Here is a 25,060-nt window from a genome sequence, read left to right as displayed (position 1 = left end):
GCTTGAGGCAGCTGTTTTTTAAAATTCAACCCGTAATCGCAGAGGTGTTCAGTGTGAATAATTCTTCGAGTTCATCTTCCGAAAGCTCTGTGATCCAATTCTCACTCTGAATGATCTGATCATTCAATGATTGCTTGGATTCAAGCATTCGGTCGATTTTTTCTTCAATCGTACCGGTGGTGATGAGCTTATGAACATGGACAAACCGTTTTTGACCGATTCGGTATGCGCGGTCTGTTGCCTGGTTTTCAACCGCTGGGTTCCACCATCTGTCATAGTGTACGACATGATTGGCAGCCGTCAGATTCAAGCCTGTTCCTCCGGCTTTTAAGGATAAGATCAGGATGGGAAACTCCTTATTTTGAAACTGCTCCACCATTTTGTCCCGGTCCAGTTTGGATAGGCTTCCGTTTAAAAACTTAACTGGTTCGCCAAATGTTTTTTCAAGCAGGCGTTTCATCATTTCGCCCATTCCGAGGTACTGGGTAAAGACGAGGCAGCTTTCATCACTTTCGCGAATATTTTTTGTTAATTCAAGCAGTTTTTCCAGTTTAACAGACCTGCCGTTAAGAAGTTCTGACCCGAATTCTTTTAAATAAAGGGCGGGGTGGTCGCAGATTTGCTTCAGCTTGCCGAGCATGCTGAGGATTAAAGCCTTCCGCTGCATTCCGGCTAGGCTTGACATATGTTCAAACGTATCTTTTACAAGCTGTTCATACAGGGAAGCCTGCTCGGCGGAGAGCGGTACGAATTCTTTTTCTTCTTGTTTTTCAGGCAGGTTGAGTGCAACCTCTTGATCCTGTTTTGTCCGCCTTAATAAAAACGGTTTTATCAGCTGCTGAAGCTGTTCAATCCGTTTTTCATCACGATCTTTTTCGATCGGCAGGACAAAGCGTTTATGAAAGCTGCCAAGGCTTCCGAGATAGCCTTTATTCATAAAGTCATAAATGGACCAAAGCTCTGTCAGGCGGTTTTCCATCGGAGTTCCGCTGAGCGCGATATGGTGAAGGCCTTTCAGCTTTCTGATAGAACGGGATTGTTTTGTATGCGCATTTTTTATATTTTGGGCTTCATCAAGGCAAATGCAGTTCCATGTCACACTTTGGAAATCATCAAAATCGGATTGCGCAAGACCGTACGACGTCAAAACGATATCCGTATCTTGGTAAAATTCCTGAAATGCTTCTCCTTTAGGGCGTTTTGGCCCGTAATGGAGCGCAACCGACAGGCCGGGTGCGAATGTTTGAAGCTCGCGCTGCCAATTTCCGAGAACAGACGTCGGTGCAATGATAAAAGACGGCGTTTTTTGCCCCTGCTCTTTTAAATAGGCAAAATAAGCAATCATCTGAATGGTTTTTCCGAGCCCCATATCATCTGCAAGACAGGCGCCGAAGCCGCAGTTTCGCAGAAAGATCAGCCAGTTTAAGCCGTCCTCCTGATAAGCCCTGAGCTTGCCTTGAAAGCTTTTGCTGACAGGATAGACTGGAAGCTCATCCCTTTGGCTCAGCTTTCTGATCATGCTTTTCAGCTGATATGACAGTTCAAACCGTACATCACTGAAAGCGGAGGCATCAAACAGATCGTCGTCCTTCTGTTGATCGCTTCGGTCTGTCAGCTCACGCGCCAAGATATCTGACATGTGAAGGCCTTCAGTTTCTGCGCGTTCCATCAGCTTTTTCATTTGTTTGATAAAGTTCGGATCGATTTTGATCCATTGACCGCGAATATTGACCAGCCGCCTTTTATTAGCGACGAGCTGGTGAAACTCTTCTTCTGTGAGTTCAATTCCATTTGTCGCAAACCGCCAGTTGAAGTCCATTAAAGCGTTCATTCCGACAAACGACTCGCCGCGGGGGCCTGACGACACTTTCGCTTTCAGGAGCATATTGCTGTCTTTGACAATTTGCCACCATGACGGAAGCAGGATTTCAATCCCCATGCTGATGAGTGTTTCGCTTGCTTCCGATAAGAAAATCCAAGCTTCTTCTTCCGACAGCAGCGTCGTGCCCGATTCGATCGTCAGCCACGGAACGACTTGGCGGAACCGGTCTTGCTCCCGGGCGATTTTATCGGCGTATGTCTGCCATGATTTTTTCAGTCTATTCAAACCATCAAAAAAGCGAATTTCTCCGCTTTTTTTATCGCGCAAAAACAATTCGATTTTCCAATCATCACCGTCAAACTCAGGTTCATTTAAACGGAGGCCGACGGTGAACGGCACGGGGTTTTCGTGCCAGCCGATCGTTTCAAGAAAATCTTCTTCATCAAGAAAATGTCCCTGGAATGTGGTGACCGCCGGGGAATTCTCCACAATCGATTCCCATTTTGCTTTTAGCTCATCATTGTAGTTGATGTAGTCTTCGACAGCGCGGGAAAACCATTCTGCTGTATAGCCTTCCAAAAGCTCTTCTTGATCCTTCCAGCGCAGCATCCCTTGCTTCCATGCTTCATAATCGGGAAGAAAATCTTGATCTGCGATAAACTCATAAATCGTTGAAGCTGTTTTCATCAATGGCTCTGTTTCTTCAGTCAACAGGATTTCACTAAAGGAATTAAATGAATTTTTGCCGAGGAATTCAGCCGCCATCCATGGAGACAGCAGTACGGCCGGTGTTTCTAAACCCGCATCTTCAAGGAAAGTTCCATAAAAGGATGATTCATGCCACTGAAATAAATGCCTTTCCATTTCACCGCGCGTGAGCTGCTGCTGGTCTTGATCATAACAAGATAAAATGAATGTATAGTCCTCTGATTGCTCGACATGTATTACGATTTCTTTAAGACTCGCCATCGATCAACTTTCCTTTCTTTAGCTCCTCCTGGAATGCCCGCAGCCTTTTATGGCGGGCTGAAAGCTGTTCCATAAATCGGTTCCAGACATCTTGTTTTTTTAATTTTTTATAAAACGTACGCAGCTTTTTTAAATATTTGACGGCTTCTTTGTAAGCGGAGCGGTTTCTCTGTTCAATCAGCTCTGAAATTTCCCGGTGGTACGATGGAATCAGCGCTTCAGGTGCTGCTGCTGCGATGTCCTTCAAGGCATTCTGCCCGATCTCAGAAATGGAAAAACCGACGAGGCTGTGGATCTCCATCCACTCCATAAAACGCTTTTTGTTATATAGAAAGTGGCTGTATTCCGTAAATGTATAGGGAAGACATTTTCTGCTGTACCTTTCATAGATATGCTTGTCCTTTGTGTTTTTGCTGTAATCGCCGAGAAACAGAAAAAATTCGCTTAACACATCCCGTATTTCCCGGTATGGTTTGTCGAGTCTGCAAAAGCCTTCTGCGAGGTTTTCGAGATGTTCATACCATTTTTTCAGGCGTTTCCAGTCTTTTTTCGCCGTCATCACCCCGAGCCATTGAAACGTATACGGCAGAATGTCCGGCGAAAACGTATCGGCTTTTTCAAAAATCACATCGTCGTTTTTCAGAAGGAATTGAAGATGAAGCCGGCCGAATTGGATTTCGGGAGACGTCTTCAGTTCGTTTAACACTTCAAGCTCCTGTTTCAGCCATTTTGGGCGGGAGAGGAGTGCGCTCCATATCTCTCCGAAAATCCGCAGTCTTTCATATTGAAAAATGTCCTGTTTGAGCAGAAGCTCGCGAATCACCCCGAGTGTTTGCTCCAAAAACGGATCGAGGGAAAATGAAAGCGCATATGTTTTCAGTTCATCAATTGAACTGTATATCGTATCCATCAGCTGTTCGACATAAGGATTCAGCGAATAAAAATCTTTCTCCGGATCGATCCGGCCTTTTTCAATCAGTGTATGCATGGCAAGCCATGTCGCAAGAGCCGCATGAATCTGATACATTTTTTTCAGCTCAGGCTCCGGAGGCGTCCGCTTTTTTAAGCTTGAGAAATAGCCGTAATAAAGATACTGCATGGTTTGCTGGTTTTTAGGCGTGTGCTCTTCCCAGCGCCTGAATTCCTGTTTGAAAAAGCTGATCCAGCTGTGCAGCGTTTGCGTGCGGGAATTGAGGCCGCGCTGGATTTGCCCGGAAAGCATGTCATGACGCTCCCGTTGTTTTTGCGCTTCTTTCCAAAATTCTGTAAATGTTCCCAATCGTTCATATTGTGCATATACATATAAATAAACGGCAAGCACATGGCGGCAGGTGTTTTGAGCCGGGCATGCACATGTGCTTTTTTTGACATCGGAAAGGTCGATAGCGACCTTAACCGGAACAACATCCTGTACGTAGGCTGTAACCGTATGCCCGTTCAGCGGTTTGACCCGATAGACGGAATCCTGTCTGTATAAGATAAGGGCTTTTTTCAAAAGCTGAATGTTCTCATCAGTGCACGGCAGTACATGCTTAAACTGTTCAGCCGCTTCCATCACAACTGTTTTTGAGATCATATCTTGAAGCATGTCTATCGCTCCTAACCGAATGACTTTTAAAAAGTTTCCAATCTCTCTATTATAACTTAATCCACCCATCCAAAAAAGATTTTCTCTGGAAAAGGACATAAAAACAAATGGGTGTCGAATAATGTAATAGACTATGGCAAATCGATTCTTTACATCATATAATTTGAAGTATAAATATGAAATGTTTTAATTCATGGAAGCTGAAAGGAAAAGGATATGGATGACAAGGGATTGAACCAGGAAGAATTTTTGAAAATTCTTATGCACGCTTATGACATTGGTGAAAAGTCGAAAGACATTACGACAAAAGAACTTCTTGAAGATCTGATTCTTCATATTAAAAATGGATATACAACGTAAAAAGCTGCAAACTGTGTTTTGCGGCTTTTTTCTTTCAGCAAAAAAGTGCTGAATCCTGCAAAAGTCGATATGTAACACCATATAAAAACTCAGATTTCCCGGAATCTCCCGCTATTTGTCAGGAAATTTTTTCCCAAAGGCGAATCATCATATGTATAATCAAAGTAGTTGTATAATTTGCTGAAAATTTAAATAAATCCGCAAATCTTGAGGGGGCTTTTATGGGAGATAAAATCGGCTTTAAAGATGTGTTCCTCGTTTTAAAGAAAAGATTCATTCTCATTGCTCTGATGACGATAACGGCAGCTTTATCCAGCGCCGCCGTCAACTTTTTTATCCTTACACCAGTCTATCAGGCATCTGCTCAAATCCTCATCAACGGCCGTCAAACCTCAAACTTTACCGACATTCAGACCAACCTTGAACTGATCAACACGTATAACGTGATCATGAAAAGCCCGATCATTTTGAATGAAGTGAAAGAAGAACTCAGCCTTCAGGAAACGGCTGAAGAGCTGAAGAAAAAAATAACGGTTGTCAGCGAAAACGAGTCGCAGATTGTCAGTATTTCCGCGACTGACAAAGATTATTCCAAGGCGATGAATATCGCGAATACCGTCGTTTCCGTTTTTGCGAGAGACATTGAAAGCATCATGGGCGGGATCGCTGAAGTCAGTGTCGTGGCAAAAGCCATGCCGGATGATGCACCGGCTCCGATCAGTCCGAACAAAACGTTTAATATTGCCGGTTTTACGGCATTCGGCCTGCTGTTTGGGGCGGGGCTCGCTTTTCTTCTTGAACTTTTGAAAAACACAGTGAAAAACGAAGAGGACATTGAAAAGGAGCTGGAGCTATCCGTATTAGGAAATATATTATACACCAAACCGAAAAAAGGACAGGCTGAGCATTTAAATAGCTTCATCGGAAAAGATCAGTCGTTTTAAGGAGGTTCGGTTATGATCGATATTCATTGCCACATTCTTGCGGATCTTGATGACGGAGCAAAGAGTGTGAATGACAGTGTAGAAATGGCTAAACAAGCCGTTGGGCAAGGGATTCATACCATTATCGCCACACCTCACCATCAAAATGGTGTATATATGAATCAAAAAGAGACAATCCTCGCAGCCGTCACAACATTAAAAGCCAGACTAGAGCAAGAAAATATCCCGCTAAGCATCACACAAGGTCAGGAAATCCGTTTATATGGCGGATTGAAGGACGACCTTGGCCGCGGAAAGCTGCTCAGTCTCGCTGATACAAAGTATGTCCTGATAGAGCTTCCTTACCACCATGTTCCGCGCTATGCGGAAAAGCTGCTGTTTGATCTTCAGTTAAACGGATATATCCCGATTATTGCCCATCCCGAGCGAAACATAGAAATCATGGAAAACCCGGGCATTTTATATCGGCTGGTCAAAAACGGCGCATGTGTACAGCTCACATGCTCAAGTCTGGCCGGACGCTTTGGGAGGAGCGTCAAAAGTGCGGCCCGCCGTTTTATCGAAGCAAACCTCGTCCATTTTATTGCATCAGATGCCCACAATCTCACCACACGTTCCTTCTTTTTTGATGCTGTAGAAAACGAATATGGCCGCGACTTCTTGAGTATGTTTATAGAAAATGCCGGGCTTCTCTTGAAAAATCGGGGGATTCATAAAGAACCGCCGCTTCCAGTCAGAAAGAAAAAGCTGCTGGGTCTGCTGTAAAAGATCTCCCGCCTTGCTCCGCAAAGCCGGCATTATTCAGTCAGAGGAGGAGCTGCATGAATATTTCGATTGTCGGCACCGGTTATGTCGGCCTTGTGACGGGGGTATGCCTTGCGGAAATCGGCCATCATGTCACATGCCTTGATATCGATGAAAAAAAGATTGCGTTGTTGAGGAGAGGGATATCGCCGATTTATGAGCCCGGCCTTGAAGAGATGGTCCAAAAAAATCTCACCCGCCGAAGGCTGGCATTTGAAACAAGATTTGATAAAGGCTTGGCAAATGCGGAGATGATATTCATTGCAGTCGGGACTCCGCAAAAAGAAAACGGCCAGTCCGACCTCCGCTTTATTGAAGGGGCGGCGGAAATGATCGGACGCCATGTGCAGCGCGATTGTCTTGTGGTGACAAAAAGCACTGTTCCTGTCGGCACAAGCGATCTGATTTCCGCGATCATCAAACGGCATTTAAAGGAAGGAATACGTATAACGGCAGCATCCAATCCCGAATTTTTGCGTGAGGGGTCTGCCATTTATGATGCGTTCCACGGCGACCGCATCGTGATCGGGGCTGATGACGACAAAACGGCTGATGCACTCGAACAGGTTTTTCAGCCCTTGCGCATCCCTGTTTTTAAAACGGATATAAGAAGCGCAGAAATGATCAAATATGCATCAAATGCATTTCTTGCCACGAAAATCAGTTTTATAAATGAAATATCAAATATTTGCGAGAAAATCGGTGCCGATATTGAATCTGTTGCATATGGAATGGGTCAGGACAAAAGAATCGGCCATCAGTTTTTAAAAGCGGGGATCGGATACGGAGGCTCTTGTTTTCCGAAGGATACAAATGCGCTCGTCCAGATTGCCGGACATGTAGAGCATAATTTTGAGCTGCTTAAATCTGTGATTAAAGTGAATAATGAGCAGCAGAATCTTTTGGTTCAAAAAGCGGCCGATCGTCTTGGCGGATTAAAAGGCAAGACGATCTCCCTGCTGGGCCTTGCCTTTAAACCGAATACAGACGATATGAGGGAAGCGCCCTCCATCAATGTCGCCGAAAAATTAGTTGAGATGGGCGCTTCCATTCAAGCATTTGATCCGGCTGCGATGAAACATGCAAAACAGGTTTTGCCAAGCTCTGTTCAATATGCAGAGACGATTGAAGATGCGATAAAAGGTGCAGATGCAGTGATGATTTTAACAGATTGGGAAATGATTAAAACCTTCCCTCTAGATTCTTACAAAACGCTGATGGATGAACCGGTTGTTTTTGACGGGAGAAACTGCTTTGAGTTAACGGAAGCTGCAGAAGCGGGAGTCGAATATCACTCGATAGGAAGACGGCAGGTTGTCCCGCTTCATATTTGACAGCCTCCGCCTCTCAGTCCGCTTCTTTAAAGCAGCGGCATGACCAGTCCGCCGTAAGCGAATGCCGCTGCAATGAGAAATGCGGGATGAACGCGAAATTTCGTTAATGCGGCTAATGATATCAGGGCAATCACCATCGATTGGATCAGACCGATAGAATGAACCGCATCACCGCCGATTTCCCATGTCAGCAAAAGCATCATCACGGCAATCACGGGCTGAACGGACAGTGTCATGCCTTTGATAACTGGTGACTGGCGAAAGCGGCGGATCAGTTTAAGCAGCAAAATCAGCGCGATAGCCGAAGGCAAGACGGTGGCGATGAGAGCGATGATGACACCAGGCCATCCGAGGACACTGTAGCCGACGAAAGCGGCAATTTTCGTGGCGATCGGGCCGGGCAAGGCGTTCGCAAGCGCGAGCATGTTTGAAAATTCGTCTTTTGACAGCCAATGAAAGTGCTGAACAATCTCTTCAAAATTGAGGGGAATCGAAGCGGGACCGCCGCCGTAGCCCAATAGATTGGCAATAAAGAAAGCCCAAAACAAATATAATACGATCATGGAGCGGACACTCCTTTATCCTTTTCCTGCTCCGAATTTCTTTTTAGCTTAAAGTGGAATGTGCCGTACGCTAAAAAAATCACGACAATGATGCCGGGGTGTATGGAAAACACCTGAAGGCCCAAGAACGCAAGAATGAAGAAAAGGACGCCTGTAAACACGCCAAATCCCTTCAATGCTTTTTGGCCAAATTCATAAGCCATAATCCCGAGCATGACGGCGATGACAGGGGTGACCGCGCCGATCATTCCGCTTACGACTTTTGAATGGCTGAGCACATTGACGGCCGCAAACAAGACGGCCATGGCGATACAGGTCGGCATGATATGCGCTGCTGTTGCGACGACCGCTCCTGGGACGCCTTTTACTTTGTGCCCCAAATAAGCCGACATTTTCGTTGCAATCGGTCCGGGGAGCGCGTTGGCGATCGCATATATTTCTCCGAATTCATCATCATCTATCCATTTAAATGTCGCGACGGCTTCATGCCGGATCAGCGGAATGACGGAAGGCCCTCCTCCAAACCCCAATATACCGGTTCTCACCATAGCAATGACCAGTTCCCGATAAGGATGCTTCATATGAGTTTCTCCTCCTGTTTTAAAGCTTCATTCCCATGCGGCTTTTATAGCGCTTGATCAGCATCTGGCAGTCAACGCTGACGACTCCTTTCAAAGGATAGAGCCGCTTAGTCAAAAATTCTTCCATTTCTTGATCATTGGCAAAGATTCCATGCATATGGAGTTTGCTCGGACCTGTCATATGATAGAGGCTTGTGACGGCAGGTTCTTTTTCCAAGGCGGCGGCGACAGACTCTAAATATTGAGGCTCGACTTCAACATTAAAAAAGACTGATACATGAATGCCTACCTTTACAGGGTTGATAACAGCTGTGAACCTCTCAATGATCCCTTCCTCGATCAAGTTGTTGATTCTTGTCTGAACGGCAACTCTTGAGAGGCCCACACGCTTCCCTAAATCCGTATAGGAAATTCTTCCTTCCTCATGTAATATGGAAAGAATTTTTTTATCTGTCTCATCAAGAATTAAATTTGGCATATGGTAATCAAGGCTCATAAATGGCACCTTCCTTTCACACTGTAGAAATCTCTTGCGTTTGATTTAAAACGAAATGAATTCTGGTTTTAAAATAACGTTTTGTAAATTGTATCATAACTTTAATTTCGATATGAATGATTTTATCTCCTTTATTAATCTTAATGACAAAAGTTATGAAGGCTTTCGCTAGCATCAAGGAATACAAGCCGCGATATGTCAAAAGACCAAAAGGGGTTTGGCCTGTCAGCCCGCATGATCTCGCTTCTCTTGCAGGGTACAGCTTGCTGGAAAGAGGAGGGAGTGCCTTTGATGGGGCATGCGGCAATCATCCAGATTGGGGAACCGATCCTTGAAGCGACTGGGCCGCTATTGGAATGTGACCGGGAGAACCCCGGTTTTTTCATCTTTCAGAACGCGTGAAAATGTATCAATAATCAAACAAAAATCCCCCTCGACCATTCGTTGAGTCAAGGGGGATTTTCTTGTTTTCTACCAGTCTATGAATTTGAACGGTGGTTCGAAACATCTATAAAATGTCTCAAAGCCGGATTTCGGTTGTCTTTTCTATAGGCAGTGACCCATTCAGCACGAAGCGGCAGATCTTCGATTTCTTTGTATACAACGTCCAAATTAAATAGCCGTTTGGCCGCCGTCGGAACGACCGCGATCCCCATTCCGGCCGACACCAAACCGATCACCATCTGGTATTCGGTAGCCTCTTGAGCGATGTTTGGGATGAATCCGGCCTTTTCACACAAAAAGTTGAATTCGGTGTATAAGGAGGGCCAGGATTCTTTGGCAATGACGATCAGTGATTCTTCTTCAAGATCTAACAAATCAACCCGGGTTTTTTTGGTCAGCGGATGTTGTTTTGGAAGCGCGAGTACGCAATGGCTTTTCTTCACTGTATTTGTTATCAGCTCATCGTTTCCCAGCGGGGGGTGCAGTACACCGATGTCGATATGTCCGTTTAATAAAGCTTTGACTTGATTTGGAGTTGAAAGCTCCCTCAGCTCAATTTTGACCGAAGGAAACTGGTTTCGGTATTCCCTGATGATGGGAGGCATGATCTCAAACGTCGCAGAGCCGACAAAGCCGATCACGAGCCTGCCCAGCTCACCTCTGGCTGTACGCTGGGCCATGTCGACCGCCTGGTCAATCTGGGAAAGGCCTTCCTTGATCTGTTTTAAAAAAACACCGCCTGCCGCCGTCAGTCTGACGGCTCTTTTTGATCTCTTCAGCAAGGTTACGCCAATTTCATTTTCAAGCTGTTTAATTTGCTGGCTGAGCGGAGGCTGGGTCATTTGCAGCCGAAGAGCTGCCTTTCCGAAATGCAGCTCTTCGGCTACAACCATAAAGTAACGAAGGTGGCGCAGCTCCATTATTCACTCATTCCTTTCTGAATGCGATTTCAGTCGTTTTACATATTAATTGTAAGACAAAGAAGTATTGGAAAACAATTTCCACAAGATGTATATTTAATAATACAATAAATTTATTAAAAATTCATTGTAAACGAATGAAAATGAAGGAGTGAGGGGCTTTGAATAATGTAGCCGCTAAAAATGAAACTCTTACGGTAAGAGGAGCAGAGCTTGTGGTGGACAGTCTCATTCAGCAAGGTGTCACTCATGTTTTCGGTATTCCGGGAGCAAAAATCGATGCGGTATATGACGTGTTGAAAGACAAGGGGCCTGAATTGATCGTTTGCCGGCACGAGCAGAATGCAGCATTTATGGCGGCGGCAGTCGGACGATTGACTGGAAAGCCCGGTGTTTGCCTGGTGACTTCAGGTCCGGGAGCGTCTAATTTAGCTACCGGTCTTGTAACAGCCAATACAGAAGGAGATCCGGTTGTTGCCCTAGCGGGTGCTGTAAAAAGAGCGGATCGTCTCAAGAAAACTCATCAGTCGATGGATAACGCGGCGTTGTTTCAGCCGATTACAAAATACAGCGCAGAGGTAGAGGATGCTAATAATATTCCTGAAGCCATGACCAATGCGTTCAGAGCGGCGGCTTCTGGACAGGCCGGCGCAGCCTTTCTCAGCTTTCCGCAGGACGTGACATCAGGTCCGGCAACCGCCAAACCGGTGGGAACCATGCCGGCGCCGAAAATGGGTGCGGCTCCAGATAAACAAATCAGCGCGGCAATCGCGAAAATCCACAATGCAAACCTTCCCGTCGTACTTGTCGGCATGAAAGGCGGAAGACCTGAAGCAGTGGAGGCGGTACGCCGATTGCTGAGAAAAGTGAAGCTGCCGTTTGTTGAAACATATCAGGCGTCTGGAACGCTTTCACATGATTTAGAAGACCAATACTTCGGACGAATCGGCTTATTCCACAATCAGCCCGGAGATATTCTCTTGGAAAAAGCCGATGTCGTACTCACGATCGGTTATGATCCGATTGAATACGATCCGGTATTGTGGAATGGAAAAGGTGAGCGAAGCATTATTCACCTGGATGAAATTCAAGCTGACATTGATCATGACTATCAGCCTGACATTGAGCTTGTCGGTGATATTGCGACAACGCTGGATCATATTGAACATGATTCTCTGCCGGTTTCAATTGACAAATCGTTCGTAACGTTGCTTCAGCAATTACAGAAAGCACTAAAGGAACAAAGCGAGCCTCCAAAAGAGAACAAAGCGGATCTCGTTCATCCGCTGCAAATTATTCAGGATTTGCGCAATTTAGTGAGCGATGATATCACTGTCACATGTGACATCGGCTCACATGCCATTTGGATGTCGAGATATTTCCGCTGCTACCGTCCGCTCGGACTGCTGATTTCAAACGGTATGCAGACGCTTGGCGTTGCTCTGCCTTGGGCGATTGCTGCAACCCTTGTCAATCCGGGGCAAAAAGTCGTGTCTGTTTCAGGCGACGGCGGCTTCCTGTTCTCAGCGATGGAGCTGGAAACAGCGGTCAGATTAAAAGCGCCGATCGTTCATCTTGTCTGGAATGACAGCACATATGATATGGTGGGATTCCAGCAGGAAATGAAATACAACCGGACGTCCGGAGTCGACTTTGGCGGAATAGATATTGTAAAATACGCTGAAAGCTTTGGTGCAAAAGGTCTGAGGGTCAATTCTCCTGATGAGCTCGCAGATGTGCTTCAAAAAGGTCTTGATGCAGAGGGGCCTGTTGTCATTGATATTCCGGTTGATTACAGCGACAATGTTCATTTGGCTGACCAGCGTTTTCCAAAAGCATTTGAGGAACAAATAAAAAAACAAACCTCTAATCAATCTTGATCACAGCATGTCCAGTCATCATAAATCAATCAAGGGAGTGAAAAGAGGAAAATGAAAAGTATAAGCAAGCAAAAAGTCATTCAACCGGTCGATAAAAATCTCGACCAAGTCTATCAGGTTTCAACAATGGTTTCCTTGCTGGACGGCATTTATGACGGTGATTTTTACATGTCGGAAGCAAAGGAGCACGGCGATTTCGGGATCGGCACGTTTAATCAGCTGGACGGGGAACTGATCGGATTTGACGGTGAGTTTTACCGCCTCCGTTCAGATGGAAAAGCCTATCCTGTTCAAGAAAGCGACTGTTCTCCATTTTGCTCGCTGACGTTCTTCCGTCCGGATGTCTACCATGAGATCAAACAGCGGATGACCCTTGAAGCGTTTGAAAAAGAGATGAACCTGATCATGCCGAGCGAAAACTTGTTTTATGCGATCCGTCTGGACGGAGTCTTTAAAAAAGTAAAAACGAGAACGGTTGAATTGCAGGAAAAGCCATACGAGCCAATGGTTGAAGCGGTGAAATCCCAGCCGATCTTTGATTTTAACGACATCAAAGGGACAATCGTCGGCTTCTGGACGCCGCAATATGCCCACGGCATCGCCGTATCGGGCTTTCATCTTCATTTTATTGACGAAGAGCGCAATGCCGGCGGCCATGTATTTGATTATGAAATTGAAGAATGTACGGTTCAGATTTCCCAAAAACTGAACATGAACCTTAGACTGCCGAATACGAAGGATTTCTTAAAAGCGGACTTAAGCAGCCATGATCTTGTGGCTGGAATTGAAGCTACAGAAGGAAATCCGGAATGAAAAAAAGCCCTCTGCTGTAAGAGGGCTTTTTTTCGTCGGTCAGCGTTTTCTCCCTGAAATCAATATCCCTTTCAGTTTGAAAGAGAGCGGATGGCCGTTTTCGCCGTGAACAATTTCAAACTCATCACGGCATGCCCGGGATGCTTCCGCCAAATGAGCGATCATTTTCGATTTTCTTTCTTCCGGGACGGCTCCGCGGCGAATCCAGTTTTCATATTCAATAGGGATGTTCCACTTCTGCTTTTCGATGTAGTCCAGCCCGTTTTCTTCAAACAAGCTGTTCCATTCGGCAAGAGCATATTCCCGTACATGTGACGGATCTCTCATTTGATTAAGCCGATTGATAAACTGATCGAGGGCCTTGTCTTCAGGTGCATAGTGATCCACCAGAATAAAGCTTCCGCCTGGTTTCAAAACGCGGGCGATTTCGGTCATTGCCCGGCGGACGTCAGAGAAATGGTGCGCTGCAAAACGGCATGTGACGATATCAAAAGAAGCATCATCAAAATCCAGCTTTTCAGCATTCCCCTGAAGAAATCGCACATGGCGGGCGTTTTTTTCTTTGGCAAAAAGGGCAGCGGTCTTCACCATTTCTTCGGTAATATCGATCCCTGTACAATGCTTCACAAGGGGTGAAAAAGCAAGGGCCGTATGTCCCGCTCCTGTTCCGACATCAAGCAGGGCTTCATCTCCTTTAAGAGACACACTGTTGACCATTGCTTCAAGGTCCTTTCCCGCTGAAAATAACGGTTCATCCCGATATTGGTCAGGGTTTTTCGAAAATTGCTTCTGAGCGCTCGTTTTCATGAATAGCATCCTCCCTTTACGGTTATGGTTTCATGGTAACGAAATCGACATATATAAGTCTAGGATATAAAATATATGAAAATGATAGCCTGAAACTATGGAGGTGAGGAACATGGACATGAGGCTTTTTGAATATACAGCTGAAATCTATAACAAAGGCAGTTTTACAAAAGCGGCTGACAGCCTTCATATCGCTCAGCCCTCGCTGAGCCAGCAAATCAAAAAATTAGAGAACGAGCTCGGCTTTCCTCTGTTTTACCGGAAAAGGGGTGGCGTGTCTCCGACTCCCCAAGGAAAACGATTTATTCGAAGAGCCCAAGAGATATTGCGGGCAAGGGATGATCTGCTGCGCGAAATGCAGGATCAGCTTCAGGAAATGGGGACAGAGCTATCGATCGGCATTCCAGCAGTGACGGGTGGATATCTCCTTCCGCCGCTGTTAAAAACGTTTTTGGAGAAGTATCCGAACGTGCACATCCAGTTGATAGAAGAATCGCCTGCGGTATTAGAGCAAATGACAGAAAACGGTGAGATCGATCTGTCGATTTTGCCGCTGCCCATCGACAATGAACGGCTGGCCACCGTTCCAATATTGACAGAGCCGCTGTTTTTGGCCATTCCATTTGAGAAGCAAAGCTGGATGACTGAACAAATGCAATCATTTATTTACTCCGTTCGCAAAGAAACGGAAAAAACGGCCGTTCCATTAAAGGCGGCCGAAGATGTTCCCTTTATTTTATTAAAAGAAGGATACGGATTCCGCAGGACGGTGCTTGATTTGTGTGCAAAAGCGGGATTTAAGCCGAAGGAAACATTCAAAACAAGCAGCATCGAAACCGCTCAGTCGCTTGTTGAATACGGTATGGGTGTAACGATCGTGCCTCAGATGGTCATCAGAGAAGCATCCGCAAAGATCGGCTATGTCCCGTTAGAACCCGAACCAACCCGGACCCTTGTGTTTGCTTATTCAGAATACTGCTATTTAAGCCTGGCTGCAAATGCGTTTATGGAGACTGTTGAAAAGCTGTTCGCACATGAAAATCAGACCTCCTTTCACCAAGAGGTCTGATTCGCTCTGTTTATTTTTTCGCCTCCAGCTTCAGCGGCGCCGGGATGGTTTTGTCTATCTTTTCGCCGTTTAGAATGTCCCTCGCCGCCTGGACTGCGAGCTTTCCGATTAATTCCGGCTGCTGGGCGATCGTGGCCGCCATATCTCCCGCTTTAACGGCTTTGACCGCATCTTCATTTCCGTCAAATCCGACGACAAGGATGTCTTTTCCGGAGCTTCTGATCGCTTCAATCGCACCGAGGGCCATTTCGTCATTATGAGCGAACACGGCCTGAATATCCGGGTTTCCTTGCAGAAGGTTTTCCATGACGTTTAATCCCTTTGTTCGGTCAAAGTCTGCCGTTTGCTTTGCAATGACATTCAGCTTTTGATCAGCTGTTTTATGAAAGCCTGAGCCGCGTTCCCGCGTCGCCGACGCTCCGGGTACACCTTCCAGTTCAGCAACTTTTGCGCCTTCTCCGAGCTGTTTCATGATATAATCGGCTGCCATTTGTCCGCCTTTTACATTATCTGAAGCGACAAGCGTTTCCACCTTTCCGTCTTCAGCGGAGCGGTCAAGGGTAACGACCGGAATACCGAGCGAGTTGGCGGATTGAACTGCCGTAGAAATCGCCGAGGAATCCGTCGGATTGATCAATAGAGCGTCAACGCCTTGCTGAAGAAGGTCTTCTACATCGTTCGTCTGTTTGGCTGAATCGTCCTGTGCATCAACGACGATCACTTCGATGCCCTGTTTTTTCGCTTCATTGATGACACCGTTTTTTAAAGAAACGAAGAACGGGTTTTTCAGAGTTGAGACGGATAAGCCGATTTTAATATCTGTGCCTTTTTCTTTTTTGGGCTTTGCCCATTCCGGCGGCTCCAATGAACAGGCTGATAGAAACAGAAGCATCAATGCTGTAAGAGCCGTTAGTACTTTTTTCATCAATATAGCCCTCCTTATGCGGATTTCTTGCGGTCGAGCAAGACTGCGATCAGTATGACAATACCTTTGACGACCATTTGGAAAAAGGACGAGACGCCAAGCAGGTTCAAACCGTTGTTTAATGTTCCGATAATCAGTACGCCGATCAGTGTGCCGGCAATCCGGCCCCTTCCTCCGGCAAGGCTTGTTCCGCCTAAAACGACAGCGGCGATGGCGTCAAGTTCATAGGAGGTGCCCGCCGTCGGCTGGGCTGAGTTCAGGCGCGATGTCAAAATGGCTCCTGCCAAAGCGGATAAAAGGCCGGCAAGGGAATAAATCATAATCTTGACCCGGGACACTTTAATTCCTGAAATCATCGCTGCTTTTTCGTTTCCTCCGATCGCATATGTGCGGCGTCCGAAGGGTGTTTTATGAAGAATCACCCAAAGAATGATAAAGGCTGCCGCCATGGTGATGGCAGGGACGGGAATGCCTAAAAAGTATCCGCGGCCGAAAAGCTGAAAGCCGTAATGATTGCCGAGCCCTGTAATCGGATTTCCGTCTGTATAGACCATCGTCAGCCCGCGGAAAATTGTCATTGTGGCCAGTGTTGCGATAAATGGAGCCATTTTGCCTTTTGTGATCAAGAGTCCGTTTACCATTCCAAGCGCGGCTCCGATCAGGCAGCCGATGATGATGGCGAAAATAGGATCGATGCCCCCGACGGTCATTCCCGCGATTAAAGCGCTTGATAATGCGAGAATCGCACCGACGGATAGGTCGATCCCGCCGGTCAGAATGACAAAGGTCATGCCGAATGCGATCAGTCCGTTGATAGCGACTTGTCTTAGCAGGTTTAAAATATTTAATGGTTCTAAAAAGCTCGGATTTAATATTGATACGATGACAACGAGAATAATCAGGCCGAGAAACGGGCCGAGCTTTTGCAAAACAGAGTCGACATTAAGGCTTTTTCCAATATCTTTAGCCGGTTGATGATTCATGTTACCGCCCTCCTGTAGCGAGTGTCATAATCCGTTCTTGAGTCGCGTCTTTTCTTGATAATTCACCGCTGAGCGTCCCTTCATGCACCACGAGCACACGGTCGCTCATTCCGAGAATCTCGGGAAGTTCTGAAGAGACCATTAAGATGGCGACGCCGCAGTCTGTCAGCTCATTCATCAGCTGATAAATTTCCCTTTTTGCACCGACATCGACGCCTCGTGTCGGCTCATCCAAAATGAGCACCTTCGGACCGATGCCGATCCATTTGGCGATGACCACCTTTTGCTGGTTTCCTCCTGAAAGGTTGCGTACATGGATTTCTCGTGAATCCGCTTTGATCGTCAGCCGTTTGATCATGAGATCAACGAATTCCTGCTCGCTTTTACGATCGATCCATCCCTTCGGAGAAAAACTGGCGAGGTTAGGCAGGGCAATGTTGTCCCTTATGGATGCATCAAGTACGAGCCCTTCGTCTTTCCGGTTTTCGGTGATAAAACCGAGTCCTTTTTGAACGGCGTCGCCCGGCTTTTTGATCGCGGTTTTTTTGCCGTTGATCAAAATGTCTCCTGAATCAAGCGGATCAAGGCCGAAAATGGCTCTCATCATTTCTGTCCGTCCTGAACCCATCAGTCCGGATATCCCGACGATTTCACCGGCGCGTACACTGAAACTGATATTTTGGAAGACGCCTTTTTTAGATGCATGCTTGACTTCGAGGACAATTTCTCCCGGGTTTGGATTCCTTTCAGGATAGCGTTCGGTCAGCTCCCGGCCGACCATCTTTTTCACGACTTCATTAAAATCGGTATCGGGTATTTCCTTTGTATCCACCGTTTTTCCGTCCCGCATGACTGTAATCCGGTCGCAAATCGTAAAAATTTCTTCCATGCGGTGGGAAATGTAGACGACGGAGACACCATTTTTCTTTAATGATGCGATGACTTCAAACAGCTTTTTGATTTCTCTTTCCGTCAACGCAGCTGTCGGCTCATCCATAATGATCACTTTTGCGTTTGTCATGAGCGCTTTGGCGATTTCTATCATTTGCTGCTGGCCGACGGAACAGAGTCCGGCTTCTTTTTCAAGAGAAATTGAGACTCCCAGTTTATCAAGCTGTTCTTTTGCTAGCGCTTTCATTTTTTTGCTATTTAAAAAGCCAAGTTTAGAAGACAGCTCACGTCCGATAAATAAATTTTCCAATACGGTCATTTCGGGCCAAATGTTCAGCTCTTGGTGAATGAAGGCGATGCCGTTTTGCTCAGCTTGTTTCGGATCGGTGAAATACGTTTCCATTCCGTCGACCTTGATTGTCCCGCTGTCTAGTTTATGAAGCCCTGTTAACAGATTCATTAAGGTTGATTTACCTGCACCGTTTTCTCCCATTAAGGCATGGATTTCACCTTCCTGAAGTTCGAAGGATACACCCGACAAAACCTGGTTTTGACCAAATGCCTTATAAATACCTTTCATTTCAATATGCATTGGCTACCCCTTCTTTCCAGATGTAAGGATAAGAACATCTAAAAGATCACTCCTGCGTGCAAGATGCAGTTTGCATAAGGTGTTGCTTCACCTGTGCGAATCACTGCTTTTGCTCGATTTGTCGCCTTTTTAAATGCTTCATGTGAGATATATTCAATCGGCTGGTCAGAAAACCGCTCTTTTAAAAAATCGGCCTGCACCGGATTGGCGGTTTCAATTTCTTTGGCAGCGGTTACTTTTTCCACAGCGATCTCTTCAGCGACAAGCCGTGTCACTTCTTTAAAGCTTGGCGTTCCAAGTTTCAGAGCAAGGTCTATTTTAGGAACGCCGGGAGGCACAGGCAAACCGGCGTCCGCGATGACGATGATATCGGTATGTCCGAGGTCGGCCAGCAGTTTTGCAATATGGCTGTTTAATATGCCGTGTTTTTTCATGACAGTTCACGCTCCACTTCTTCTCTTTTTGGCATGCCGCCTTGTGCGCCGAATTTTAACACTGACAAGGAAGCTGCCCGGTTTGCAAAGCGCAGGGCGGATTCAATGTCTTTTCCTTCAGATAGGGCGATGGCAAATCCGGCATTAAAGGTGTCCCCGGCTCCTGTTGTATCGATCGCCTCCACGGGAAATGCAGGGATGAGCTTTTCTTCATGTCCATTGTGATAACGGACCCCATTCTTGCCTTCTGTAATAAACAGTTTTCCGGGGTAGCGCTGTAATGCCTCTTCCTGAGAAAGTCCTTTGAAGAGAATGGACGCTTCGTGTTCATTCGGCGTGATATAGGCCGCGTTTTCAATTGTTTCGCGGCGAAGCGGCCGGGCGGGAGCCGGGTTGAGCAGGAGGGGAATGCCGAGAGTCTTGCACAGCCCGCTTACATAATCAACGGTTTCCTCTGGAATTTCTTGCTGAATCAGGACGATATCTGCCTCTTTTAACGCAGGCTGTGCTTGTTGAACATATTCAGGTGTGACATGATCATTTGCGCCTTTGACGACGATAATGCTGTTGTCTCCCTCGGCGAGTACGATATGAGCGGTGCCGCTTTCTTGACCTGTAACCGGTTCCACATAGTCTGTCAAAACGCCATTGGCTTTGAAATTATCGAGAATGTCTTTTCCGTAATGGTCATCACCTACACATCCGATCATACAAACTTCAGCACCGAGTCTGGCGGCAGCCACAGCCTGGTTAGCTCCTTTTCCGCCGGGAACGGTTTTAAATGAATCTCCAAGCACCGTTTCTCCGGCTTTCGGTCGTTTCTTCGATGTTACGACTAAATCCATTGAAGAGCTGCCAATCACGCATATTTTACTCATTGTCATCCGCCTTTCGAGTCGTTTGTCTTTCAATAAAAGCGACCGGCATTTGTACAGCCGATTGTTCAATATATTCATGTTTCATTAATCTTAACAGCAATTTTGCGGCTTCTATTCCCATTTGATATGCCGGCTGTCTGATTGTCGATAAGGGAGGGAAAAGCAATTCGCTTTGCGGAATATCGTCAAAACCGATGATCTGCAGGTCGTCGGGAACTTTGATCTTCCGCTTTAGCGCTTCATGCAAAACGGCAGTCGCCACAATGTCATTGCTTGCAATGATACCATCTGTCTCAGGATAGATGGAAAATAATTCAGCCGCCCGCTTCTGTGCTTCTTGAAAAGAAAATGTTTCGGTTTTCATGACATGAAAATCAACGTCTGCTCCGCTTAAAACCTCAAGCGCTCCGTTAAAGCGGTCTTTTGCAGTCTGCAAGTGGCCCGGCCCTTTGATCAGGGTGATGCGTGAGGCGTTTCTTCGGATGATTTCCGAAGCAGCGATCCGGCCGCCTTGCTTGCTGTCCGCAAACACGGAGGGGGCATTTTCTCCGGTTCGGTCAAGAAAGACGATCGGCATCGACAAGTCTTTGTAGTTTGATGCATCAGGATAATTCGTAGCCGAGATCACACCGACGACATGATTTTGCTTAAATGTCTGCAGGTAATCCAGTTCTTTCTCCAGATTTTCATCGCTGTTTCCGAATATCAGCCTGAATCCGTTTCGGTGGATTTCATCTTCAACCCCCCTGGCCAATTGAGGGAAAAATGGGTTTGTAATGTCGGGAAGCAGCAGTCCTATCAGTCTGGATTCTCTTTTATAGAGAGACCTGGCTACCTCATTCGGGCGGTAATTCAATTCTTCCATCGCTTTCATCACACGGGTTTTCGTATCCTCATGGACATATCCCGTCTCGTTTAAAACACGGGATACCGTAGCAACGGATACTTTTGCAGCAAGCGCGACGTCTTTAATCGTAGCCACCGAGGTCTTTCTCCTTCCTTGTGTAACCGTTTACATAAAGATTATCACGATCTATATCAAATAACAATGAAAAAAATGCTGTATCGCGAATTTTATTTGTCATGTGTACACGCCTTTATTTGATAGAAAGAAGCGGCTTATATTTAGGGAAATCGAAGAGCGTTCATCATTGTAAAACAGTCCAGGAATACAAGAAGAGTAATTCCGGCAGAAACCGTCTCAATCAATTCGTTATCTTATTCAATAGAAAAAACCTATTCATTTAATCAAAATGTCCCGAGAATGTGCTGATCAATTATAAATTTGTCGAATAAATTAACAATATGAATAATGAGAAAAATTAAAAATGTTAAAGTTTGATGAATTATAGTTGAAAAAAATTAACGGCTTTTTAAATCCTAGGATTATAACCTAAAAACGAAAAAAATAAGGTGAATCGAACGGCTTAAGAATTGTTTGGATTTGTTAAAGAATCCCGACCTGCAAAGAAAGAGATTTTAAGATTTTAGTATATAGTCTGAATATCATAGGACGTCTATATTTTAAACAGGGATGATTGATGACTTTTTGACCCGTAGAAAAATAGTGAAAATAGATAAAGGCGGCAGCGAAGCCTATTGTTTTCCCATCTGTAAAGGAAGGGGCGACATATAAAGATGGACCCGAGAATCATCTTTTAGCCTTTCATCAAAATAGGGAGAAAAGTATAGAATCAGATTTGCTGATTTTTGAAAGCGCATTCTTAAACATGTTATAAAAAATTAGTAGGATATAAGAATGACCGATTTCCATATTTATCAACGGAAGGATAGGAAATAGTGACGTAAGCGAGGGGATCTTTGTCACGGAAAATTTAGTCGTCTTCTGTTACATAATGCCGATTGTGATTTCATATTGAACCTATATACTGATGAATGAATTTACATATCAGATTCCAAGAAGGAGATGTAGACAAACAATGTGGGTAATGCTATTAGCCTGTGCGGTCGTTGTTGGGATCGGCATTTATGAAAAAAGGCGCCATCAGCAAAACATCGATGCGCTGCCAGTCCGAGTGAACATCAACGGGATACGCGGAAAGTCCACGGTGACAAGATTGACAACAGGAATATTAATGGAAGCAGGCTACAAAACAGTGGGAAAAACAACCGGGACTGATGCAAGGATGATCTATTGGGACACACCGGAAGAAAAGCCGATTAAGAGAAAGCCTCAAGGGCCGAACATCGGGGAGCAGAAGGAAGTTATGAAAGAGACGGTGGAAAGAGGAGCCAATGCGATCGTCAGTGAGTGTATGGCCGTCAACCCTGATTACCAAATCATCTTTCAGGAAGAATTGCTTCAGGCTAATATCGGCGTGATCGTCAACGTACTTGAGGATCACATGGATGTGATGGGACCGACTTTGGATGAAATCGCAGAAGCTTTCACGGCAACAATTCCTTATAATGGCCACTTGGTGATTACTGATAGTGAGTATACCGAATTCTTTAAAGAAGTTGCAAAAGAAAGGAACACAAAAGTCATTATCGCGGACAACTCTAAAATATCTGATGACTATCTCCGCCAGTTTGAATACATGGTGTTTCCTGATAATGCGTCGCTCGCTCTCGGTGTTGCACAAGCTTTGGGAATTGATGAAGAAACGGCCTTTAAAGGCATGCTGAATGCGCCGCCTGATCCAGGAGCGATGAGGGTTCTGCCGCTGATGAATGCCAAAAACCCCGGCCACTTCGTCAATGGTTTTGCAGCCAATGACGCATCTTCTACTTTAAACATATGGAAGCGCGTGAAAGAAATGGGCTATCCTACAGATCAGCCGATCATTATCATGAATTGCCGCGCCGACAGGGTAGACAGAACACAGCAATTTGCGGAAGATGTTCTTCCTTATATAGAAGCCAGTGAACTTGTGCTGATTGGCGAAACGACAGAGCCGATCGTCAAAGCGTATGAAGCAGGCAAAATTCCTGCGGACAAGCTGTTTGATTTTGAGCACAAAACAACAGACGAAATTATGTTCATGCTAAAAAATAAGCTGGAGGGTCGCGTCATTTACGGAGTCGGAAATATTCACGGTGCGGCGGAACCTCTCATTGAAAAAATACAAGATTACAAGATTAAGCAGCTTGTTAGCTAGGAGGAAGAATACACAATGTTTGGATCAGATTTATATATCGCCCTCATATTAGGAGTCTTACTCAGTTTAATTTTTGCAGAAAAAACAGGAATTGTACCAGCGGGCCTTGTCGTACCAGGTTATTTAGGACTCGTGTTTAATCAGCCGATCTTCATGCTTTTGGTTCTCTTTGTCAGTCTTCTGACATACGTCATCGTCAAATACGGACTTTCAAAGATCATGATTCTTTACGGACGCAGAAAATTCGCAGCCATGTTGATTACCGGGATTCTTTTGAAAATCGGATTTGATTTTATATATCCGGTGATGCCGTTTGAAATTGCGGAATTCAGAGGAATCGGAATCATCGTTCCAGGTCTGATCGCAAATACCATTCAAAGACAGGGGTTAACTATTACGCTGGGAAGCACGCTTTTATTAAGCGGAGCAACATTCGCCATTATGTATGCTTACTATCTAATCTAAAGTTAGGTGTGTCAAAAAGATGAAAAAACAACTGAACTTTCAGGAAAAACTGCTGAAGCTGACAAAGCAGGAGAAGAAGAAAACACATAAACACGTGCTTATCGTATTGCCCGCTATTTTTTGTCTGATGTTTGTCTTTACTTGGATCGGAAGCGCCAAAACTCCTTCACAAATGGCCGAAAAAGAGGATGCCAAGCTTACGGCTACCTTTGTCGGAGATATCATGATGGGAAGAAATGTAGAAAAAGTAACGAACTTGCATGGTCCGGAAAGTGTTTTCAAAAATGTAAAACCATATTTTAATGTGTCAGATTTTATAACAGGAAACTTTGAAAATCCCGTAACCAATGAAAGCGACTATCAGCAGGCAGACAAGAACATTCACCTGCAAACCAATCAAGAATCTGTAGAAACATTAAAAAAGATGAATTTCAATGTGCTGAATTTCGCCAACAACCATGCGGTGGATTATGGACAAAACGGTTTGAATGATACGCTTGATAAGTTTTCACAAGAGGATATGGATCTTGTGGGAGCCGGCAAAAATCTAAGCGATGCGAAGAAACATGTATCATACCAGGATGTGAACGGCGTAAAAATCGCAACGCTTGGTTTCACAGACACCTATACAAAAAACTTTACAGCCAAAAAGAACAGAGGCGGAGTGCTGCCGCTTAGTCCGAAGATTTTTATTCCAATGATTGCAGAGGCATCGAAAAAAGCGGACCTTGTCATTGTCCATGTTCACTGGGGACAGGAATATGACAATGAACCGAATGACAGGCAGAAGGACTTGGCTAAAGCGATCGCCGATGCCGGAGCAGACGTTATTTTAGGCGCTCATCCCCATGTTCTTGAACCGATTGAAGTGTATAAAGACACTGTCATTTTCTACAGCCTGGGCAATTTCGTATTTGATCAGGGCTGGACAAGAACACGCGACAGCGCGCTTGTTCAGTACCATTTAATGAACGATGGCAAAGGCCGTTTTGAGGTAACGCCTCTCAATATCCGAGAAGCAACGCCGACACCTTTAGGCAAGAACGATTTCTTACAGCGAAAATCGATTTTCCGCCAGTTGACAAAGGGTACAAACCTCGATTGGAAAGAGGAAAACGGAAAATTGACTTTTGAAGTCGATCATACAGACAAACTGAAAAATAATGAAAACGGAGTGACGAAAAAATGAAATTTGTCAAAGCGATATGGCCGTTTGTAGGATTGGTACTGATCATGGCATTCATGTCCGCTTTTAAATACTCTGATGAACTGACAAACGATGAAAAAACAAAAATTTCAACTGAGATTCAAAAGGTAAATCAGCAAGATATCACAGAAGGAAGCAAACAATAGACAGGAGAAGAGAGTGCAAGGAC

General features: G+C 45.3%; 25 protein-coding genes. 12 read left to right on the top strand and 13 right to left on the bottom strand.

The features are described from left to right. Positions 1–25: 25 nt before the first annotated feature. Together BTA30_RS03010 and BTA30_RS03005 are read right to left on the bottom strand one after the other, a co-directional pair. Positions 26–2,791: a DEAD/DEAH box helicase gene (locus BTA30_RS03010; protein ID WP_076759129.1), complete on the bottom strand. Its 2,766-nt coding sequence runs from the start codon at positions 2,789–2,791 to the stop codon at positions 26–28. Continuing rightward, positions 2,778–4,379 (bottom strand): SWIM zinc finger family protein, encoded by a 1,602-nt coding sequence (locus BTA30_RS03005; protein ID WP_076759126.1) that lies wholly within the window; start codon positions 4,377–4,379, stop codon positions 2,778–2,780. Before BTA30_RS03005 ends, BTA30_RS03010 begins: the two co-directional genes overlap by 14 nt. Before the next feature lie 216 nt (positions 4,380–4,595). Here BTA30_RS03005 and BTA30_RS22665 point away from each other — a divergent pair, with 216 nt between their 5' ends. The 4 genes from BTA30_RS22665 to BTA30_RS02990 all read left to right on the top strand — a co-directional run bounded on the left by BTA30_RS22665 (position 4,596) and on the right by BTA30_RS02990 (position 7,821). Continuing rightward, positions 4,596–4,739, top strand: a complete 144-nt coding sequence (locus BTA30_RS22665; RefSeq protein WP_094777281.1) for a YwzD family small protein — start codon at positions 4,596–4,598, stop codon at positions 4,737–4,739. Positions 4,740–4,960: 221 nt separating this feature from the next. Then, the gene (locus tag BTA30_RS03000) at positions 4,961–5,683 is read left to right on the top strand and encodes a YveK family protein (RefSeq protein ID WP_076759123.1); all 723 of its coding nucleotides are present in this window, start codon (positions 4,961–4,963) and stop codon (positions 5,681–5,683) included. A gap of 12 nt (positions 5,684–5,695) precedes the next feature. Then, complete coding sequence (locus tag BTA30_RS02995; RefSeq protein ID WP_076759120.1) at positions 5,696–6,448, top strand: tyrosine-protein phosphatase; 753 nt, start codon at positions 5,696–5,698, stop codon at positions 6,446–6,448. A gap of 56 nt (positions 6,449–6,504) precedes the next feature. Next, entirely contained in the window at positions 6,505–7,821 is a 1,317-nt protein-coding gene (locus BTA30_RS02990; protein ID WP_076759117.1) for a UDP-glucose dehydrogenase family protein, read from the top strand. Between the two features lie 26 nt (positions 7,822–7,847). On the opposite strand, the gene chrA is transcribed toward BTA30_RS02990, so the two are convergent. Genes chrA through chrS form a run of 3 tightly spaced genes read right to left on the bottom strand, consistent with a single transcriptional unit; the run spans position 7,848 to position 9,461 of the window. Further along, on the bottom strand, positions 7,848–8,384 hold the full coding sequence (chrA, locus tag BTA30_RS02985) for a chromate efflux transporter ChrA (protein WP_076759114.1): 537 nt from the start codon (positions 8,382–8,384) through the stop codon (positions 7,848–7,850). Then, positions 8,381–8,965 carry a chromate efflux transporter ChrB gene (gene chrB / locus BTA30_RS02980; RefSeq protein WP_076759110.1) on the bottom strand — a complete coding sequence of 195 codons (585 nt, stop codon included), beginning with the start codon at positions 8,963–8,965 and terminating at the stop codon, positions 8,381–8,383. The genes chrA and chrB overlap by 4 nt, the downstream gene beginning before the upstream one ends. A 19-nt stretch (positions 8,966–8,984) precedes the next feature. After that, on the bottom strand, positions 8,985–9,461 hold the full coding sequence (chrS, locus tag BTA30_RS02975) for a chromate efflux transcriptional regulator ChrS (RefSeq protein WP_076759106.1): 477 nt from the start codon (positions 9,459–9,461) through the stop codon (positions 8,985–8,987). A gap of 195 nt (positions 9,462–9,656) precedes the next feature. Between chrS and BTA30_RS02970 the strand changes: the two genes are divergently transcribed. Beyond that, positions 9,657–9,863: a hypothetical protein gene (locus BTA30_RS02970; protein WP_076759103.1), complete on the top strand. Its 207-nt coding sequence runs from the start codon at positions 9,657–9,659 to the stop codon at positions 9,861–9,863. A 77-nt stretch (positions 9,864–9,940) separates the two neighbouring features. Here the strand turns inward: BTA30_RS02970 and alsR are convergent, their stop codons facing one another. Then, positions 9,941–10,825 carry an acetoin biosynthesis transcriptional regulator AlsR gene (gene alsR, locus BTA30_RS02965; RefSeq protein ID WP_076759101.1) on the bottom strand — a complete coding sequence of 295 codons (885 nt, stop codon included), beginning with the start codon at positions 10,823–10,825 and terminating at the stop codon, positions 9,941–9,943. 161 nt (positions 10,826–10,986) lie between these two features. On the opposite strand from alsR, the gene alsS reads away from it, so the two are divergent. Together alsS and budA are read left to right on the top strand one after the other, a co-directional pair. Continuing rightward, positions 10,987–12,705, top strand: coding sequence for an acetolactate synthase AlsS (gene alsS / locus BTA30_RS02960; RefSeq protein ID WP_076759098.1), 1,719 nt, complete (start codon positions 10,987–10,989; stop codon positions 12,703–12,705). A gap of 51 nt (positions 12,706–12,756) precedes the next feature. Further along, positions 12,757–13,518 (top strand): acetolactate decarboxylase, encoded by a 762-nt coding sequence (gene budA, locus BTA30_RS02955; RefSeq protein ID WP_076759095.1) that lies wholly within the window; start codon positions 12,757–12,759, stop codon positions 13,516–13,518. A gap of 39 nt (positions 13,519–13,557) precedes the next feature. On the opposite strand, the gene BTA30_RS02950 is transcribed toward budA, so the two are convergent. Beyond that, positions 13,558–14,325, bottom strand: a complete 768-nt coding sequence (locus BTA30_RS02950) for a class I SAM-dependent methyltransferase (RefSeq protein WP_076759091.1) — start codon at positions 14,323–14,325, stop codon at positions 13,558–13,560. Between the two features lie 112 nt (positions 14,326–14,437). Between BTA30_RS02950 and BTA30_RS02945 the strand changes: the two genes are divergently transcribed. Further along, on the top strand, positions 14,438–15,394 hold the full coding sequence (locus tag BTA30_RS02945) for a LysR family transcriptional regulator (RefSeq protein ID WP_076759088.1): 957 nt from the start codon (positions 14,438–14,440) through the stop codon (positions 15,392–15,394). Between the two features lie 10 nt (positions 15,395–15,404). On the opposite strand, the gene rbsB is transcribed toward BTA30_RS02945, so the two are convergent. Genes rbsB through BTA30_RS02915 form a run of 6 tightly spaced genes read right to left on the bottom strand, consistent with a single transcriptional unit; the run spans position 15,405 to position 21,079 of the window. Next, positions 15,405–16,319, bottom strand: coding sequence for a ribose ABC transporter substrate-binding protein RbsB (rbsB, locus tag BTA30_RS02940; RefSeq protein WP_076759085.1), 915 nt, complete (start codon positions 16,317–16,319; stop codon positions 15,405–15,407). 14 nt (positions 16,320–16,333) lie between these two features. Then, positions 16,334–17,302: a ribose ABC transporter permease RbsC gene (rbsC, locus tag BTA30_RS02935; RefSeq protein ID WP_076759083.1), complete on the bottom strand. Its 969-nt coding sequence runs from the start codon at positions 17,300–17,302 to the stop codon at positions 16,334–16,336. A gap of 1 nt (position 17,303) precedes the next feature. After that, complete coding sequence (locus BTA30_RS02930; RefSeq protein ID WP_076759081.1) at positions 17,304–18,785, bottom strand: sugar ABC transporter ATP-binding protein; 1,482 nt, start codon at positions 18,783–18,785, stop codon at positions 17,304–17,306. Between the two features lie 38 nt (positions 18,786–18,823). Continuing rightward, a complete protein-coding gene (gene rbsD / locus BTA30_RS02925; protein WP_076759079.1) occupies positions 18,824–19,219 on the bottom strand; it encodes a D-ribose pyranase in 396 nt (131 codons plus the stop codon). Then, positions 19,216–20,097, bottom strand: a complete 882-nt coding sequence (rbsK, locus tag BTA30_RS02920; RefSeq protein WP_076759076.1) for a ribokinase — start codon at positions 20,095–20,097, stop codon at positions 19,216–19,218. The genes rbsD and rbsK overlap by 4 nt, the downstream gene beginning before the upstream one ends. Next, positions 20,090–21,079: a LacI family DNA-binding transcriptional regulator gene (locus tag BTA30_RS02915; protein WP_076759073.1), complete on the bottom strand. Its 990-nt coding sequence runs from the start codon at positions 21,077–21,079 to the stop codon at positions 20,090–20,092. The genes rbsK and BTA30_RS02915 overlap by 8 nt, the downstream gene beginning before the upstream one ends. A 958-nt stretch (positions 21,080–22,037) precedes the next feature. Here BTA30_RS02915 and pgsB point away from each other — a divergent pair. From pgsB to BTA30_RS23305, 4 genes are read left to right on the top strand one after another with little or no spacing between them, the layout of a single operon-like run. Further along, the gene (gene pgsB / locus BTA30_RS02910) at positions 22,038–23,219 is read left to right on the top strand and encodes a poly-gamma-glutamate synthase PgsB (protein ID WP_076759071.1); all 1,182 of its coding nucleotides are present in this window, start codon (positions 22,038–22,040) and stop codon (positions 23,217–23,219) included. Between the two features lie 15 nt (positions 23,220–23,234). Next, entirely contained in the window at positions 23,235–23,684 is a 450-nt protein-coding gene (pgsC, locus tag BTA30_RS02905) for a poly-gamma-glutamate biosynthesis protein PgsC (protein ID WP_076759068.1), read from the top strand. 19 nt (positions 23,685–23,703) lie between these two features. Then, a complete protein-coding gene (locus BTA30_RS02900) occupies positions 23,704–24,873 on the top strand; it encodes a CapA family protein (protein WP_076759065.1) in 1,170 nt (389 codons plus the stop codon). After that, a complete protein-coding gene (locus tag BTA30_RS23305) occupies positions 24,870–25,037 on the top strand; it encodes a hypothetical protein (RefSeq protein WP_094777279.1) in 168 nt (55 codons plus the stop codon). The genes BTA30_RS02900 and BTA30_RS23305 overlap by 4 nt, the downstream gene beginning before the upstream one ends. Positions 25,038–25,060: the final 23 nt, after the last annotated feature.

This window comes from Bacillus swezeyi, from assembly GCF_001969815.1.
Classification (GTDB): domain Bacteria; phylum Bacillota; class Bacilli; order Bacillales; family Bacillaceae; genus Bacillus; species Bacillus swezeyi.
This window is presented reverse-complemented; position numbering and strand designations above follow the sequence as displayed.